We start from the raw sequence: 20,062 nt of genomic DNA on the forward strand, positions 1-20,062 counted from the left end.
ATGGGCGATGCCGAGCGTGTCCTTCCGTTGACGCGGGGCCAAATGGCCATCTGGCTTGCGCAGCAAACCAGTCACTTCGACGCCGAGTGGCAGCTGGGCGTGCTGGTGCGGATCGAGGGCAGCTTGGACCGTGCTCTGTTAGAGCGCGCGATTCGGCGAGTGGTGGGCGAGGCCGAAACACTTCGGGCGACATTCTTTCAGACGGACGGCGAAGTCTTCCAAAAGGTTATCGACTATCCGGATGTCGAGCTGGACTATTACAACCTGACCGGTTCGCACGATCCCGTGCATGAAGCCCGCGAGAAGGCATTGTCAATCCAACAGACACCGCTGCCGCTCACCGGGCCGCTGTTCAAATTCGCGTTGTTCCAAACCGGAACCGACGAGTACTACTGGCTCGGATGCTTTCATCACATAGTCATCGATGGATTGGGCATTTCGCTATTGGGTCGCCGGATCGCGGCCGTGTATTCCGCACTGGCATCTGGCACAAACGTTTCTCCTGCCTTCTTCGGAACGCTGCAGGAATTGGTTGGCGAAGAGCTGCGATACGAAGAGTCCGCCGACTATCTGGACGATCAAGCGTATTGGGCGCAGAACCTTCCCTCCGGCAGCGAGCCGGATTATCGATTGCCCCAAGCGACCTCCGAACGCAATTCCTATTTGCCTTCCGCCCCTGCGCAACTGGATTCGGCCGTCGCCGGGCAAATCAAGACGCTGTCAAAAGCGTTGGGCATCCGTCGATCGTCGGTCCTGACCGCGGCGTGTGCTCTACTGGTGCACGGGTTCGCCGCCAACGGTTCCGAAGAGGTGGTGCTCGACTTCCCCGTCAGCAGGCGCATCCGCCCTGAGTCGAAGCTGCTGCCTGGAATGGTGGCTGGGGTTGTACCGCTCGTCTTGAAGACGTCGCCGCGATCCTCGGTCGCCGACTTCTGCAAGCACGTCGATTCCCGGATCCGAGAAACGTTGCGCCATCAGCGGTTTCCGGTGCAGGTTCTGGACGGTGAAGGCAACTCTCGTGATCCACGGCAAGCGGCGAATCGTGTGGTCGTCAATCACATCCTGGGCAGGATCAATCTCAGCTTCGCTGATACGCCTGGAACCGCGGAATACACCACTTTTGGGCCGGTGGGTAATTTCGGTTTTTTCTTCCTCGGATTCGGTGATCAGCATCTGCTCAGCTCCCTTGGCACCGGGCGCCCATTCGCAGACTTTGATGTTGCGGACTTAGCAAACCGGTTGCAACGGATCGTGGCCGCAATGGCGGAGTTGCCCACCCGGCGGCTCGTGTCGATAACCGCGTTAGCTGTCGCCGAGGAGCCCTGCCTGAATCGGTGGGGCAACGGTGCGCTGTTGACCGAGCCGGCTCCCGCGGCGGTCTCGGTTGTGCAGTTGTTCGGGGCGCAGGTGCTGCGGGCCCCGGAGGCGGTGGCGCTGGTGTGCGGTGAGCGCTCCTTGAGCTATCGGGAGTTGGATGAGGCCGCCAATCGGGTGGCACACGTGCTGGCCGGGAACGGGGTCGGGCCTGGCGCGTGTGTGGCGCTGTTATTGCCGCGGTCGGCCGAGGCGATCGTGGCGATTTTGGCGGTGCTCAAGAGCGGAGCCGCCTATCTGCCCATCGATCCCGCGGTGCCGGCGGCGCGGCTGGAGTTCATGCTCGGCGACGCGCAGCCGGCCGCGGCGCTGACCACCGCCCGGCTGGCCGAACGGCTGCAGGGGCAAGGCCTGCGGGCCATCGACGTGAACGACCCCACGATTTTCGATCAGCCGTCGACGAGCCTGCCGGCGCCGGCGCCGGACGACGTGGCCCACATCATCTACACCTCGGGTACCACGGGGGCGCCCAAAGGGGTGGCCATCGCCCAGCACAACGTGGCTCAGCTGCTCGACTCCCTCACCGCGGGCCTGCCACCGAAACAGGTATGGACGCAATGTCATTCGTACGCTTTCGACTTCTCGGTATGGGAGATCTGGGGCGCGCTGCTGCACGGGGGACGGCTGGTGGTGGTGCCCGAAGACGTGACGGGCTCGCCGGAGGACTTTCATGCCTTGCTGGTCGGTGAACACGTCAGCGTGTTGACTCAGACGCCCTCAGCGGTGGGGGTGCTCGCACCCGAAGGCTTGGAGTCGACGGCGTTGCTGGTGGGCGGTGAGCCGTGCCCGGCCGAGGTGGTGGATCGATGGGCGCCGGGACGGGTGCTGGTCAACGCCTACGGTCCGACCGAGACCACGGTGTATGCGGCGATGACTGCGCCGCTCGCGGCGGGATCGGGGACACCGCCGATCGGTGCGGCGGTGTCGGGAGCCGCACTGTTCGTGCTGGACGGCTGGCTGCGCCCGGTGCCGGCGGGCGTGGTCGGTGAGTTGTACGTGGCCGGTCGAGGCGTGGCGTACGGGTATGTGCGACGGGCGGGGCTGACCGGATCGCGGTTTGTGGCGTGTCCGTTCGGCAAGCCGGGGATGCGGATGTATCGCACCGGCGATCTGGTGTCTTGGGGTCCCGATGGGCAGCTGCGGTATGTGGGGCGCGCCGATGAGCAGGTCAAGATTCGCGGATACCGCATCGAACTGGCCGAAGTTCAGGCGGCGCTCGCCGGGCTGGACGGAGTGCAGCAGGCCACGGTGCTCGCGCGCGAGGACCGCCCCGGCGACAAACGCCTGGTGGGTTACGTCACGGGCGCTGTCGACCCGACAGCGATCCGCGCCGCGCTGACCGAGCGGCTGCCCGGCCACATGGTCCCCGCGGCGGTAGTGGCATTGGATGCATTGCCCCTGACGCCCAACGGCAAGCTCGACGTCCGCGCCCTTCCGGCACCGAAGTATCAGGACGCCGACCATTACCGCGCGCCGGGCAACGCCGTCGAGGAGATCCTGGCCGACATCTACGCCGAGGTACTGGGTCTCGAGCGCGTCGGCGTCGACGACTCGTTCTTCGAGCTGGGTGGCGACAGCATTCTGTCGATGCAGGTGGTGGCGCGAGCCCGTGCCGCGGGCCTACTGTGCCGCCCGCGCGACGTTTTCGTCGAGCAGACGGTGGCCCGGCTGGCCCTCGTGGCCGCGGTGACCGACCGCGAGTCCGGCCCGATCGATGAGGGCATCGGGCCGCTGGTAGCCACGCCGATCATGCGCTGGCTGCAGGACGTCGACGCCCCGGTAGAACAGTTCAACCAGACGGTCGTGGTGCTGGCGCCCGCCGGCGCGACCGAGGCGGATGTCGTCGTGCTGCTGCAGGCACTGCTGGATCGGCACCCCATGTTGCGCCTGCGGGTGGACGACGACGGCGCGGGGGGCTGGTCGTTGCAGGTGCCCGAAGCGGGTTCGGCAGATGCCGGCGCGTGTCTGTCGTCGGTACCCGCGCTCTCCGATGAGGCGTTGAAAAGGGCGCGCTCGCAATTGAATCCGGCGGCCGGTGTGATGCTCAGCGCGCTATGGGTCGGCTCCACCGGCCAGTTGGTGGTGATCATTCACCATCTGGCCGTCGACGGGGTGTCGTGGCGGATCTTGCTGGAGGACCTCAACATCGCTTGGGCTCAGCATCGCGCCGGCCAGCCCGTCGACCTGCCGGTGACGGGCACGTCCTTCGTCAGTTGGGCGGCGCTGCTGGCCCACAAAGCGCGAAGCCCCGAGATCGCCGCGCTGGCCGACGCGTGGCGGCGGCCGGCGGCGCTCCCGGCCGCGCTGCCCGCCGTGCAACCCGAACGGGATACCTACGCCACGGCCGGGCAACTCTCGCTGGACCTGGATGTCGAGACGACCCGGATGCTGCTCGGCGAGGTGCCCGCGGCGTTTCACGCCGGGGTGCACGAAATCCTGTTGATCGCGTTCGCGTTGGCGGCGGCGGAGTTTGTGGGTACCGGCGGCGCGCCGATCGCCATCGACGTCGAGGGCCATGGGCGTCACGAGGAGTTCGGCGCGAACGTGGACTTGTCGCGCACGGTGGGGTGGTTCACCACCAAATACCCCGTGTCGTTGGGGGTCGGCGGCTTGCGCTGGAGTCAGGTGCTCGCCGGCGAGGCGGCCTTGGGGGCGGTACTCAAGGATGCGAAGGAACAGCTGCGCGCCCTGCCCCACGGGCTGACCTACGGCCTGCTCCGCTACCTGACCCCCGACGTCGAGCTGGGCGGGTCGGATCCGGTGATCGGCTTCAACTACCTGGGCCGTTTTGGCGCCCCGGCGGGCGACCGCTCCGGTGACGGGTGGCGGTTCGGCCGGGAAGGCTGGTCGCTCACCGGTGCGGCCGGGGCGACTCCCATGCCGCTGGCGCACACCGTGGAACTCAACGCCGGCACCGTCGACGCCGACACCGGCCCGTATCTGCACGTCGATTGGACGTGGGCGCCCTCGGCCCTTGATCGCACGGCGGTTAACCGGTTGAGCCAGTTGTGGTTTGACGCACTGACCGCTATCTGCGCGCATGTGCGGGCCGGTGGGGGCGGGCTGACGCCGTCCGACATCGCACCCGCTCGCCTCAGCCAGCAGCAGATCGACGAGCTCTGCCGGCAAGAGCGGATCGCCGACGTGCTGCCGCTGGCCCCCTTGCAACAGGGGCTGCTCTTTCACGCCAGCACGGCGCAAGGCAGCGACGACGAAATGTATGCGCTGCAGCTTGATTTCACCCTCAGCGGCGCCCTTGACCCCGACCGGCTGCGCGACGCGGTGCACGTGGTGGTCAACCGACATCCCCACTTGGTGGCGCGGTTTCGCACGCAGTTCGACGAGCCGGTGCAAGTCATCCCGGCCGATCCCGCGGCGCAGTGGCGGTTTGTCGACCTTCGTGCCGCCGGCGGCGACGTCATGTCAGACCATGCCGACGCGGATGACTTGATCCACGACATATCCGCCGCCGAGCGCGACGCGGTCCGCGACCTCGCCGGCGGCCCCGTCTTCCGCGCCGCCCTGATTCGCACCGCAGAGCGCCGGCACCGGTTTGTGCTTACCTTTCACCACATCTTGGTGGATGGCTGGTCGCTGCCGATCTTGCTGCGGGAGATATTCGCCAGCTACTACGAGCAGCCGCTGCCCGCCACGGTCTCGTATCGCACCTTCCTCATCTGGCTGGCCGACCGCGACCTGGACGCCGCCCGCGCGGCCTGGCGTGATGCGTTGGAAGGCTTCGACATTCCCACGCTCGTCGGCCCTGCGGATCGGTTGGGACGGGGGCGGCGGGGCTTCGCATCGGCTAGCGTGCCCGAGCCGACCACGCAGGCGCTCACGGAGCTGGCGCGCTCCTGCCACGCCACCGTCAGCACGGTGCTGCAGGGCGCCTGGGCGCTGCTGCTCACCTCACTGACCGGTCAACACGACGTCGCGTTCGGCACCCCGCGCTCCCGGGCGGGCCAGTCCGAAGTGCCCGGCGCCGAGTCGATGGTCGGACTGTTGATCAACACGGTGCCGGTGCGGGTACGGATCACGGCGACGACCACCACCGCAGACCTGCTGGCCCAGCTGCAAAGCACCCACAACGATCTGCTCGAGCACCAGCACCTGGCGCTGATCGACATTCATCGCGTCACCGGCCATGAACAGCTTTTCGACACGCTCTTCGTGTACGAGAACTACCCGATCGACACCGTCGTGCCGTCGGACGCCGGTGGGGACGCGTTGGCCATCACCGAATTCACCAACCTCGAATACAACCACTACCCGTTGACCATGGAAGCGCTGCCGGGGCGCGAGATAGACCTGCGCGTCGAGTACGACACCGATGTCTTCGACGCGGCCAGGATCGAGGCGCTCATCGGGCGGATGCAGCGGGTGTTGGCAGCGATGACCGCAGATCCCACCCGGCCGCTGTCGACGGTGGATCTGCTCGATCGCGTTGAGCGGGAACTGGTGTTGTCCCGGTGGTCCGGTGCTCAGGTGGTGGCGCCGGTCGGGGTGGCCCCGGAGTTGCTGGCGGCGGCGGTGAGCGCCGACCCGGACGCGGTCGCGGCGCTGGACGGCGGCCGGGCCGTCTCGTATCGCGAGCTCGACCAATGGTCGACGCGACTGGCACGGGTGTTGATCGAGTCCGGCGTCGGTCCGGAGCGCGCGGTGGGCGTGGCCATGGGCCGCTGCCTGGAACTGGTCGTGGCCTGGTGGGCGGTGGTCAAGGCCGGCGGTGTCTATGTGCCGGTGGATCGGGCCCATCCGGTCGAGCGGATCACCACGCTGTTGGACACGGTGTCCGCGGCATGCGTGTTGACCTGTGGCGGTGACACCGTACCCGGGTCAGGGGCGCGCCCGGTGCTGCGCGTCGACACCCTCGACCTGTCCGGGCGTAGCGCGGACCCGGTCACCGACGCTGATCGGCCGGCGGCGCTCGGGGCGGATGACACCGCCTTCGTGATCTTCACCTCTGGGTCCACCGGCGCCCCCAAGGGCGTGGCGGTCAGCCACGCCGGCCTGCTGGGTTGGGCTGCGGCGCAACGCAATCTATTCGGGTTGGACGCAGGCGCACGCGTGCTGATGGTGGCCACGCCGACCTTCGACGCGTCGGTGGGCGAGTTGCTGTTGGCCGCCGCGTCCAGGGCGACGCTGGTGGTAGCGCCGCCGCAGGTGTATGCCGGCGATGCCTTGACCAACCTGCTCCAGGAGCAGTGGGTCAACGCGGCGATCCTGACTCCGACGGTGTTGTGGTCGCTGGATCGCGACCGCCTGGGCGAGCTGGGCACGCTGGTCGCTGTCGGTGAAGCCTGCCCGCCGGAGGTGGTGTCCGCGTGGGCGCCGGGCCGGCAGATGTTCAACGGCTACGGTCCGAGCGAGACCACCATCTGGGTGACCTGCGCCCCTCTGTCGGCGGGGCAGCCGGTCACCATCGGGGCGCCGATCCCGGGGGTGCGTGCGCTGGTACTCAACGGCTTCCTGAATCCGACGCCCGTCGGTGTGCTGGGGGAGCTTTACCTGAGCGGCCCCGCGCTGGCGCACGGCTATGTGGGCCGGGTCGAGTTGACCGCGGAACGATTTGTGGCCAACCCCCACGGCGAACCCGGGTCGCGCCTGTACCGCACGGGTGACCTGGTGCGGTGGACGTCGGCCGGGACCCTGGAGTACGTCGGCCGCGCCGACGCCCAGATCAAATTGCGCGGGCAGCGCATCGAATTGGGTGAAATCGAGAACACCCTGCTGGCGTGCCCACAGGTGGCGCAGGCCGCCGCCACCGTGCACCACGGCGACACCGGCGACCACCTTGTCGCCTACATCACCCTCAAACACACCACCGCGTCGGACGGCGACGTCGAAATCGTCGAAGAGTGGCACCAGCTCTACGACGAGCTCTACGGCGCCGAGGCGGAGGTGCCGGACTTCGGCATGGACTTCCGGGGTTGGAACAGCAGCCTCACCGGTGACCCCATTCCGCTCGAAGAGATGATCGAATGGCGCTCGGCCACCGTGGACCGGATCAAGGCCCTGCGACCACAGCGGGTGTTGGAGATCGGCGTGGGCTCCGGGCTGTTGTTGTCACAGATCGCCCCGCACTGCGAAGAGTATGTCGCCACCGACATGTCGGCGGTTGTCATCGAGAATCTGGGCCGTTCGCTCGAGTCGTCGCAGATCTCGTGGCGCGATCGGGTGCGACTGCTGGCGCAGCCGGCACACGTCACCGAGACGCTGCCGCAGGGCCGCTTCGACACCGTCGTCGTCAACTCGGTCGTCCAGTACTTTCCCAACGCGGGGTATCTGACCGAGGTCATCGACAACGCCATCGAACTACTGGCCCCCGGCGGCGCGCTGTTCCTCGGCGATGTCCGCAACCACAGCCTGCAGGGCGCGTTCCAAACCGCCGTCGCGCTGGCCCGCGCCGACGCCGGCGACGCCGCCGAGGTCCGCCGGCGCGTCAAGCATGCCGTGCTCGGCGAACCCGAATTGCTCTTGGCGCCAGAGTATTTCACCACCTTGGCCGCCGACCACCCGTCGGTGGGTGGCCTCGAGATCCACGTCAAACGCGGCCTGGCCGACAACGAACTCAACCGGTACCGCTACGACGTCGTCATCCACAAAACCCCCGCATCGGTGCGCTCACTGGCCGTTGCGCCCAGCTGGCCGTGGACGGAATGCGGCGGCCTGGACGGGCTGCGGACGCGATTGCTCGCCGAGCGCCCCGCCGCGGTGCGCATTGCCGAGATTCCCCGCACCGGAGTGATCAGCGACGTCCGCATCGAGCGCGGCCTGGCGGCCGGGTTGCCGTTGGCCGACGCTCTCGCCCAGGGCATGCCCGATGCGGCCACCGCCGAACAGCTGCATCGTGTAGGCGAAGACACCGGATACCACGCGGCCGTCACGTGGGGGGCCCAACCCGGAACGCTGGATGCCGTTTTCGTCGTTCCCGTCGACGGTGAGCGCACCCCGGCGTTGACGGACCTCTATCTGCCTCGGGCGGCCCAGCGCGGCACCCACAACGAACCCCATACCAACACCAAGATCAGCGCGATCCGTCAGAGATTGAGCGCCTGGCTGCCCGAATACATGGTGCCGACGCACATCGTCGTGCTCGACGAGTTCCCGTTGACCTCCTCGGGAAAGCTCGACCGCAGGGCGCTTCCGGCACCCGAGTATCAGGATGCCGATCTTTACGACGCCCCGACCGGGATGGTCGAAGAGATTCTGGCCGGCATCTACGCCCAGGTCCTCGGGCTCGAGCGGGTGGGGGTCGCAGAGTCGTTCTTCGACCTGGGCGGCGATTCGCTGTCGGCCATGCGTTTGATCGCCGCGATCAACACCGGCCTGGGTGCCGATCTTTCGGTGCGCACCCTGTTCGAGGCGCCCACCGTCGGTCAATTGGCGCCTTACATCGGTGGGGATGCGCGTCGCTTGGAACCATTGGTGGCCGGGGAGCGGCCCGCGGTGGTCCCGTTGTCGTACGCGCAGAACCGGTTGTGGTTCATCGACCAGTTCCAGGGGCCCTCGCCCGTCTACAACATGACGATGGCATTGCGGCTGACCGGCTGGCTGGATGCCGACGCGCTGGGTGCCGCGCTGGCCGATGTGGTGGCCCGTCATGAAAGCCTGCGCACGGTGTTCGCGGCGACCGAGGGCACACCTCGGCAGATCGTGCTTGCCGCCGGGCAAGCGGACTTCGGGTGGGAGGTCGTCGACGCCGCGGGGTGGCCGGAAGGCCGACTGAGCGAGGCGATGCAAGCCGTCGCTCGGCACCCGTTCGACCTGGCGAACGAGATTCCGTTGCAGGCACGGTTGTTCCGAATCAGCGCTGAAGAACACGTGCTGGCGGCCGCCGTGCATCACATCGCCGCCGACGGCTGGTCGATCACCCCGCTGGTGCGGGATCTGGGGATGGCGTACGCCAGCCGATGTGCGGGACAGACCCCGGGCTGGCAGCCGTTGGCGGTGCAGTACGCCGACTACACGTTGTGGCAGCGTCACCAGCTCGGCGATGTCGACGACAGCGCAAGCCCCATCGCCGCGCAGTTGGCCTATTGGCAGGATGCGCTGGCGGGGATGCCGGAGCGCCTGGAGCTGCCCACCGACCGGCCATATCCGATGGTTGCCGATCAGCGCGGCGCCCGGCTGAGCGTGGACTGGCCTGCCGAATTGCAGCGGCAGGTTCATCGGATGGCCCGCGAACACAGCGCCACCAGCTTCATGGTGGTCCAGGCCGCTTTCGCCGCGCTGTTGTCCAAGATCAGCGGCAGCACCGATGTGGCGGTGGGCTTCCCGATTGCCGGGCGCCGCGACCCCGCGCTCGATGAGCTGGTCGGTTTCTTCGTCAACACCTTGGTGCTGCGCGTCGATCTAACGGGGAACCCCACGGTCGCCGAGCTACTCGCGCAGGTACGCCGGCGCAGCCTGGCCGCCTACGAGCACCAGGACGTGCCGTTCGAGCTGCTGGTCGAGCGGCTCAACCCGACCCGCAGCCTGACCAATCACCCGTTGGTACAGGTGTTGTTGGGCTGGCAGAACTTCGACTGGCAGGACACTAATGCCGCCGGGCTGACCTTGGGCGATCTGGAAGCCACGCCCCTGCCGGTGGACACCCAGACCGCCCGCATGGACCTCACCTTCTCGTTGGCCGAACGTTGGGATGACGACGGCGCGCCCGCCGGGATCGGCGGGGTGGTGGAATTCCGCACCGATGTGTTCGATGCGGCCAGCGTCGAGGCGCTCGTCGAACGATTCCGGATGGTGTTGACGGCGATGACAGCCGATCCGGGGCGGTCGTTGTCGTCGGTCGATGTGGTCACCGAGGCCGAGCACGCCCGCTTCGATCGCTGGGGCAACCGGGCGGTGTTGAGCCGGCCGGGGCGCAAAGCGTCGATTCCGGCCTTGTTCGCCGCGCAGGCGGGGCGCACGCCCGACGCGGTGGCGCTGGTGTGCGGTGAGCAGTCGTGGACCTACCGGAAGCTGGACGAGGCCGGTAACCGGTTGGCGCACTTGCTGATTGACCGCGGTGTGGGCCCCGGACAGTCGGTGGTCCTGCTCTTTCCCCGCTCGGCCGAGGCGATCGTCGCGATTTTGGCGGTGCTCAAAACCGGGGCCGCGTATCTTCCGATCGACCCGGCGCTACCGAGCGCGCGCATCGAGTTCATGGTTGGCGACGCCGCCCCGGTCGCCGCGATCACCACCGCTGGTTTGGCCGAGCGCCTCGGCGGGTTCGGCCTGACGGTCATCGATGTCGATGACCCCACTGTCGGCGCTCAGCCCTTGACCGCGCCGCCGGCACCTCACCCCGATGAGACCGCCCACATCATCTACACCTCCGGCACCACCGGGATGCCCAAGGGGGTGGCGGTCGCTCAGCACAACGTCGCCCAGCTATTCGACGGTCTGGACCTCGGCGTGGATCTCGGGGCGCCGGGGCAGGTGTGGACACAGTTCCACTCCTATGCGTTCGACTTCTCGGTCTGGGAGATCTGGGGTGCGCTCCTCAACGGTGGACGCCTGGTGGTGGTGCCCGACGCGGTGGCGCGCTCCGCCGAAGAGTTCCACGCACTATTGGTCGGCGAGCAGGTCAGCGTCCTTACCCAAACGCCCTCGGCCGTCGCGATGCTGCCACCTGAGGGTTTGCCGTCGACGTCGTTGGTGATCGGTGCCGAGCCGTGCCCGCCCGAGCTGGTGGATCGGTGGGCACCGGGCCGGGTCATGGTCAACGTCTACGGTCCGACCGAGACGACGATGTGGTTGTCCAAGAGCACACCCTTGCGGGCGGGGTCGGGGGCCCCTCCGATCGGCTCGCCGGTGGCGGGTGCGGCGTTTTTCGTGCTGGACGCGTGGTTGCGTCCGGTGGCCGGCGGGGTGGTCGGCGAGCTGTACCTGGCGGGCCGCGGCGTCGGATTCGGGTACTGGCGCCGGGCCGGCCTGACCGCGACGCGCTTTGTGGCATGCCCGTTCGGCGGCGTGGGAACACGCATGTACCGCACCGGTGATCTGGTGTGCTGGGGCGCCGATGGGCAGCTGCGGTACTTCGGGCGCGTCGACGAGCAGGTCAAGATCCGCGGGTATCGCATCGAACTCGGGGAAGTGCGTTCGGCTCTCGCCGCGCTGGACGGGGTGGAACAGGCGGCGGTGATCGCCCGCGAGGATCGCCCCGGCGACAAGCGCCTGGTGGGTTACGTCACGGGCAGCGCCGACCCGGCCGCGGCCCGCAGCGTCCTGGGCGAGCGGCTGCCGGCCTACATGGTGCCGGCGGCGGTGGTGAAGCTCGAGGCGCTGCCGATCACCCCCAATGGCAAACTCGACACCCGCGCCCTGCCGGCACCCGACTACGCCGCGGGCGGATATCGCGCCCCCGGTGACGCGGTCGAGGAGATTCTGGCCGGCATCTACGCGCAAGTCCTCGGATTCGAGCGCGTCGGGGTCGACGACTCGTTCTTCGACCTGGGCGGTGATTCGTTGTCCGCGATGCGGGTCATCGCCGCCGTCAACGCCAGCCTGGACGCCGGCCTTCCGGTGCGTACCTTGTTCGAGGCGCCCACGATCGCCCAGCTGGCACCGCGCATCGTCGGCGATGCCGGCAGGGTCGCGCCATTGGTCGCGGGCGCGCGGCCTGCGCTGGTCCCGCTGTCGTTCAGCCAGAGTCGCTTGTGGTTCCTCGACCAGTTCCAAGGCCCCTCACCGATGTACAACATCGCGGCGGCGCTGCGGCTGGACGGCGAGCTCGATGCCGCCGCGCTGGGGCTGGCGCTGGCCGACGTGGTGGCCCGCCACGAAAGCCTGCGCACGCTGTTCCCGGCGGTCGAGGGCGTGCCGCAACAGGTCGTCGTCCCCATCGAGCGGGCGGACTTCGGCTGGCAGGTCGTTGACGCCGGCGGATGGCCGGACGGCCAGCTGGCCGAGTCCATCGCGGCCGTGACGGGCCACCGGTTCGATCTCGGCGCCCAAATCCCCATGCGCGCATGCCTTTTCAGGGTCGCCGATGACGAACATGTGCTGGTCGCCGTCGTGCACCACATCGCCGCCGACGGCTGGTCGCTGACGCCGCTGGTGCGTGATCTGGGGGTGGCGTATGCCAGCCGGTGTGCGGGGCAGGCCCCCGGGTGGGCGCCGTTGGCGGTGCAGTATGCCGACTACACGCTGTGGCAACGCGAGCGGCTTGGGTCGCTCGACGACGGCAACAGCCGCATCGCCGCGCAGCTGGCTTACTGGCAGGATGCGCTGGCCGGCATGCCCGAGCGCCTGGAGCTGCCCACCGATCGGCCCTACCCGCCGGTGGCCGACCAGCGCGGCGCCAGTGTGGCGGTCCAGTGGCCGGCGGAGCTGCAGCGCCGGCTGGAAAGCGTGGCTCGCGAGCACAACGCGACCAGTTTCATGCTGGTACAAGCCGCCCTGGCGGTGCTGCTGTCCAAGATCAGCGCCAGCAGCGATGTGGCCGTGGGCTTCCCGATCGCGGGGCGGCCCGATCCCGCCCTGGATGAGCTGGTGGGCTTCTTCGTCAACACCTTGGTTCTTCGGGTCGATCTGGCCGGTGACCCCAGCTTCGCCGACCTGCTGTCACAGATCCGGCGGCGCAGCCTCACCGCGTACGAGCATCAAGACGTGCCCTTCGAGGTGCTGGTGGAGCGGCTCAACCCCACCCGAAGCATGACCCATCACCCACTGATTCAGGTGATGTTGGCCTGGCAGAACCTGCCCGGTGTCAGCGCTGACCCCGCCGCCGGGCTGACCTTGGACAAGCTGCGTGTCACACCCCTGCCGGTGAACAGCCAAACCGCCCGGATGGACCTGGAGTTCTCGCTGGCCGAACGCTGGACCGAGGGCGGTGAGCCCGCCGGAATCGGCGGAACCGTGGAGTTTCGGACCGATGTCTTCGATGCGGACAGCATCGTCGCGTTGGTCGGGCGGTTCGAGCGCGTGCTGATGGCGATGACCGACGACCCGACGCTGCGGCTGTCGTCGGTGGATCTGCTCGACGAGCGCGAGCGCGCGTGGCTTGATGAGCGCGCCAACCGTGCGGTGCTGGCCCAGCCGCCGGCCGGGGCGGCCTCGATCCCGGCCCTGTTCGAAGCGCAGGCGATGCGCGCGCCGGACGCGGTGGCGATCAGTTGCGGTGAGGCGACGTGGAGCTACCGCGCGCTCGATGTAGCCGCTAACCGGTTGGCGCAGTTGCTCGTTGGTCACGGTGTTGGCCCCGGCGGGTATGTGGCCCTGCTGGTGGAGCGTTCGGCCGAGGCGGTCGTGGCGATGTTGGCGATCCTCAAGGCGGGAGCTGCTTACCTGCCGATCGACCCGGCGTTGCCGGCCACGCGGATCGGATTCATGCTCGACGATGCCCAGCCGGTGGCAGCCATCACCACGGCAGAGCTGCGGTCACTGCTGGACGGCCATGGCCTGCCGGTCATCGACCTGCACGACGCCGCCGCCGACGAACAACCCAGCACCGCCCTGCCCGTGCCGGGGCCCGGGGACATCGCGTATCTGATCTACACCTCGGGCACCACCGGGGTGCCCAAGGGAGTCGCGGTCACCCACCGCGGGGTGACCGAGCTGTTGGGGTCGTTGGACGCGGGCCTGCCGCCGGCGGGGGTGTGGGCGCACAGTCACTCGCTGGCATTCGACGTTTCCGTGTGGGAGATCTTCGGCGCGCTGTTGCGCGGTGGGCGACTGGTGGTGCTGCCCGAGTCGGTGGCACGCGCACCGGAAGCGTTGCACGAGGTCCTGGTGCGCGAGCGGGTCAGCGTGTTGACCGAGACGCCATCGGCGGTGTCCGTGTTGTCGCCTTCGGGCTTGGAGTCGGTGGCCTTGGTGATGGCCGGTGAGGCCTGCCCGCCCGAGGTGGTCCAGCGGTGGGCGCCGGGGCGGGTGATGGTGAACGCCTACGGACCGACCGAGACCACCATGTGTGTGGCGATCAGTGCGCCGCTGACGCCCGGGACCGGCGCGGTGCCGATCGGTTCGCCAGTGCCGGGCGCGGCGCTGTTCGTGTTGGACGGCTGGTTGCGTCCGGTGCCACCCGGGGTGGTTGGGGAGCTGTATGCGGCCGGAGCCGGGGTGGGCGTCGGCTACCTGGGTCGCTCGGGTTTGACCGCCGCGCGGTTTGTGGCGTGTCCGTTCGGCGGCCGGGGAACACGCATGTACCGCACCGGCGATCTGGTGTGCTGGGGTGCCGACGGGCAGTTGCGGTATATCGGCCGTGCCGACGAACAGGTCAAGATCCGCGGGTATCGCATCGAGGTCGGTGAGGTCCGAGCGGCGCTGGCCGCACTCGACGAGGTGCAGCAGGCCGTCGTCGTCGCCCGCGAGGACCGCCCGGGCAACAAACGACTGGTGGGTTACGTCACCGGCACTGCCGAGCCGGCCCGGGCCCGCGCCGCACTGGCCGAGCGGCTGCCCGCCTACATGGTGCCCGCGGTGGTCATCGCCCTGGAGGCGCTGCCCCTGACACCCAACGGCAAGCTCGACGTCCGCGCCCTGCCGGCTCCGGAGTACAGCGTCGGTCAGTATCGCGCCCCGGAAAGCCCCGCCCAGGAGATCCTCGCCGGCATCTACGCCCAAGTCCTCGAACTCGAGCACGTCAGCATCGACGACTCCTTCTTCGACCTGGGCGGGGATTCGCTGTCCGCGATGCGAGTCGTCGCCGCGATCAACGCAACCCTGGACGCCGGGCTCGGGGTCCGCACCTTGTTTGAAGCGCCGACCGTGGCCCAGTTATCGGCCCGTATCGGCACTGACGGGGGCGGGCTGGAGCCGCTGGTCGCGGTTGAACGGCCCGCGCTGTTGCCCTTGTCGTTTGCCCAAAACCGGATGTGGTTCCTTGATCAGCTGCAGGGCCCGTCACCGATCTACAACATGGCAGCGGCGTTACGGCTGAGCGGGCGGTTAGACCCCGGGGTATTGGGTGCGGCGCTGGTCGATGTCGTCGGTCGCCACGAGAGCCTGCGCACGCTGTTCCCGGCGCCGGAGGGAATTCCACACCAACTGGTGATCGCGCCCGAACGGGCGGAAATCGGATGGCACGTCGTCGACGCGAGCGCCTGGCCGGCCGGCCGGCTGGAAGAGGCCATCAGCGAGACAGCGCTACAGCCGTTCGACTTGGCCAGCGACATTCCCTTCCGGGCGCGGTTGTTCCGGGTCGCCCCGGATGAGCACCTGATGGTGATCGTGGTGCATCACATCGCCGCCGACGGCTGGTCGATGACCCCCCTGACGCGCGACCTGGGTCTGGCCTACGCCAGCCGGTGTGCCGGACAGCCTCCGGGCTGGGCGCCGCTGCCCGCCCAGTACGTCGACTACACGCTGTGGCAGCGAGCCCAGTTCGGCGACCTCGAGGACACCGACAGCCGTATCGCGGCGCAACTGGCCTATTGGGAGGATGCGCTGGCCGGGATGCCCGAGCGCCTCCAGCTGCCTACCGACCGGCCGTATCCGCTGGTCGCTGATCAGCGCGGTGCCAACGTGATCGTGGAGTGGCCAGTCGAGCTGCAGCAACGGGTGCGCCGACTGGCCGGGGAGCACAACACGACCAGCTTCATGGTCGTTCAGGCCGCGCTTGCGGTGTTGCTCTCCAAAATCAGCGGGAGCCCCGACGTGGCGGTCGGGTTCGCGGCCGCCGGTCGTACCGATCCCGCCCTGGACGACTTGGTCGGCTTTTTCATCAACACCTTGATCCTGCGAGTGCAGCTCGGCGGGGATCCCATCGCCGCCGAGGTACTGGCGCAGGTTCGCGCACGCAGCTTGGAGGCGTTCGAGAATCAGCACGTGCCTTTTGAGGCGCTGGTCGAGCGGCTCAACCCGAACCGGAACCTGAGCCATCATCCGCTGGTCCAGGTGGCGTTGGCCTGGCAGAACCTGCCCGGCTACGAAACTGCCGCCGACGGATTGGCCTTGGGCGATCTGCAGGTGACGCCGTTGCCGGTGGAAACCCACGCCGCCCGAATGGACCTGACCTTCTCGTTGGCCGAGCGCTTCGGCAAGGACGGGACGCCCGCCGGGATCGGCGGTGCGGTGGAATTTCGCACCGACGTCTTCGACGCTGACACCATCGAGTCGCTGGTGCGCCGGCTGGAGCGGGTGCTTGCGGCGATCACCGACGATCCCACGCGGCCGATGTCATCGATCGACCTGCTCGATGACTCGGAACGCGGCTGGCTTGACGAGATGGGTAACGGGGTTGCGCTGACCCGGCCGGCGACCGCGCCGGTGTCGATGCCCGCGTTGATTGCCGCGCAGGTGGCCCGGACTCCGGATGCCGTCGCGCTGGTATCCGGCAGCCTGTCGCTGACCTACCGGGAACTCGACGAGGCGGCCAATCGGTTGGCGCACGTGCTGGTGGGTCACGGCGCGCGCCCGGGTGAATGCGTGACGCTGCTGTTTTCCCGTTCCGCCGAGGCGATCGTGGCGATGGTGGCCGTGCTCAAGACGGGAGCGGCGTATCTGCCCATCGACCCGGCGGCGCCGGCGGCGCGGATCGAGTTCACGCTCGCCGACGCCCGCCCGATCGCCGCGGTCACCACCGCTGATCGGGTCGGGCGGCTAGCAGGCCATGGGTTAGCGGTCATCGACATCGACGACCCCGCTGTGGCTTCCCACCCGAGCACCGGGCTGCCGATGCCGGACCCGGAGGATATCGCTTACCTCATCTATACCTCTGGCACCACCGGTGTGCCCAAGGGGGTCGCGGTCAGCCAGGCCAGCATGGCCCAGATGATGTCGTCGCTGGCCGTCTACACCCCGGCCGAGCAGGCATTCGCGCAATGTCACTCCTATGCCTTCGACTTCTCGCTGTGGGAGATCTGGGTTCCGTTGCTGGGCGGCGGACGAGTAGTGATCGTGCCCGAGTCGGTGGCCGCCTCGCCGGAAGATCTGCACGCCTTGCTGATCGCCGAGCAGGTCCGCGTGCTCGCCCAGACCCCGTCGGCGGTGGCCATGCTGTCACCCGATGGTTTGGAGTCGACGGCGTTGCTGGTGGCCGGTGAGGCTTGCCCGGCCGAGGTGGTGGATCGGTGGGCGGCGGCCGGGCGGGTGATGCTCAACGGCTACGGCCCCACCGAAACGACGATGTGCGCCTCGGTCAGCCCGCCGTTGGTCGCGGGGTCGGGTGCGCCGTCGATCGGGTCGCCGGTGCCGGGGGCGGCGTTGTTCGTCCTCGATGGGTGGTTGCGTCGGGTGCCCGCCGGTGTGGTGGGTGAGTTGTATGTCGCCGGCGATGGGATCGCGGTGGGTTATCTGCGCCGGCCCGGGTTGTCCGCGTCGCGGTTTGTGGCGTGTCCGTTCGGTGGCGTTGGCGTGCGGATGTATCGGACCGGGGATTTGGTGCGGTGGCGCGCCGACGGGCAGTTGGATTATCTGGGTCGTGCCGATGAGCAGGTCAAGATCCGCGGGTATCGCATCGAATTGGGCGAGATCCAGACGGCGTTGATGGGTGTGGACGGTGTGGACCAGGCGGCGGTGATCGCACGCGAGGACCGCCCCGGCGACAAGCGCCTGGTCGGCTATGTCACCGGCGCCACGGACCCCACCCGGATACGAACCGTGCTGGCCCAGCGGCTGCCGGCCTTCATGGTGCCGGCCGCGGTGGTGGTGGTCGACGCGCTGCCGCGGACGGCCAACGGCAAGCTTGACGCTCGGGCGTTGCCGGCGCCGGACTATGCCGATCAGGAGCGTTATCGGGCGCCGGGTGATGCGGTCGAGGAGATCCTGGCCGGCATTTATGCGGAGGTGCTGGGGCTGGAGCGGGTCGGGGTTGATGATTCGTTCTTCGAGCTCGGTGGCGACAGCATTTCGTCGATGCAGGTGGTGGCGCGGGCGCGGGCGGCGGGGCTGGTGTGCAAGCCGCGTGACATTTTCGTCGAGCAGACGGTGGCCCGGTTGGCGCGCGTCGCTGGGGTGGCCCAGGCCGAGGGTTTGGTTGATGAGGGCGTCGGTGCGGTGGTGGCTACGCCGATCATGCGTTGGCTGGCCGAGGTCGCTGGTCCGGTTGATCAGTTCAATCAGACGGTGGTGGTGCAGGCTCCGGCAGGGGCGACCGAGGCGGACGTGGTGGTGGTGGTGCAGGCGCTGCTGGATCGGCACGCCGTGCTGCGGTTGCGCGTCGAAGACGATGGTGCCCGGGCCTGGTCGATGCGGGTGCCCGAGGCCGGTTCGGTGGACGCCGCTTCGTGCCTGCAACGGGTGGAGGTGCTCTCCGAGGAGGTGCTCGTCGCGGCCCGGGCGCGGCTGAACCCCGCCGCCGGTGTCATGTTGAGCGCGCTGTGGGTGGGCTCCAGCAGCCAGCTGGTGTTGATCGTTCACCACCTGGCCGTCGACGGGGTTTCGTGGCGGATTTTGCTCGAGGACCTCAACATCGCCTGGGCGCAGCATCGCGGCGGACAACCGATAGACCTGCCGGTGACCGGCACGTCGTTCGCCCGCTGGGCGGCGCTGCTGGCCGAACAAGCCCACAGCCCAGCAGTGGTGGACCAGGCCGATGCCTGGCGACGTGTGGCGGCGGCCCCGGCCGTGTTGCCGGCCGTTCAGCCGGCGGTGGATACCTTTGCCACGGCGGGGCACCTGTCCATGTCGTTGGATGCCCAGACCACCCGAATGCTGCTCGGCGAAGTGCCGTCGGCGTTTCACGCGGGGGCGCAGGACGTTTTGTTGATCGCCTTCGCGTTGGCGGTGGCAGAGTTCGCGGGTACCGGTGCGGCGCCGATCGGTATCGATGTCGAGGGCCACGGGCGCAATGAGGACCTGGCGCCGGACGTGGACTTGTCGCGCACGGTGGGCTGGTTCACCGCCAAATATCCGGTGTCGTTGACCGTCGGTGAGCTGCGCTGGGCTCAGGTGACTGCCGGCGAGGCGGTGTTGGGTGCCGTGCTCAAGGAAGCCAAAGAGCAGCTTCGCGGGCTCCCGGATTCCCTGACCTACGGTTTGCTGCGCTACCTGAATCGCGACGCGGACCTGGCCGGACCCGACCCGGTGATCGGCTTCAACTATCTCGGGCGCCTGGGCGCGTCGGGCGGCGACGCCGCGGCGAGCGGCGACATGTGGTGGCCCAGCCGGGAAGGCTCGTCGAGGACGGGCGCCGTCGCGGCCATCCCGATGCCGCTGCTGCACACCGTGGAGCTCAACGCCGGCACGGTCGACACCGACACGGGACCGCAACTGCACGCCGATTGGATGTGGGCGCCTTCGGCGCTCGATCAGGCCCAGGTCAACCGGCTGAGCCAGCTGTGGTGCGACGCCCTGGCCGGTATCTGCGCGCACGTGCAGCGCGGTGGCGGCGGGTTGACGCCGTCGGACATCGCCCCCGCTCGGCTGAGCCAACCGCAAATCGACCAGCTTCAGCGGGAGCATCAGATCGCCGACGTGCTGCCTCTGACCCCGGTGCAGCAGGGGTTGCTGTTCCACGCCAGCACCGTCCGGGGGAGCGACGACGACCTGTATGCGGTACAGCTGAATATCGCCGTCACCGGTGCGCTTGACTCCGGCCGTCTACGCGATGCGGTACACACCGTGGTCAATCGGCATCCGCATCTGGCGGCCCGATTCTGCCCGCAATTCGATGAGCCGGTGCAGATCATCCCCGCCGATCCGGTGGTGCCCTGGCGGTACGCAGACCTCGCCGGCGATGGTCTCGACGCCGACGTGGATGAGCTGGTCGACCAGCTATGCGCGGCCGAGCGCGCCGCGGTGGGCGACCTGGCCGATCCGC

General features: G+C 68.5%; 1 protein-coding gene (only partly in view). It reads left to right on the forward strand.

Translation table 11 applies throughout. From position 1 onward, the window contains the following. Nucleotides 1–20,062 carry the 5' portion of a non-ribosomal peptide synthase/polyketide synthase gene (locus AC5Y30_RS21970; RefSeq protein ID WP_499920948.1) on the forward strand. The gene runs 11,132 nt beyond the window's last position, so the window shows 20,062 of its 31,194 coding nt (coding positions 1–20,062); it begins with the start codon at nucleotides 1–3; its stop codon lies off the right edge, out of view.

This window comes from Mycobacterium sp. NGS27 (assembly GCF_059813005.1).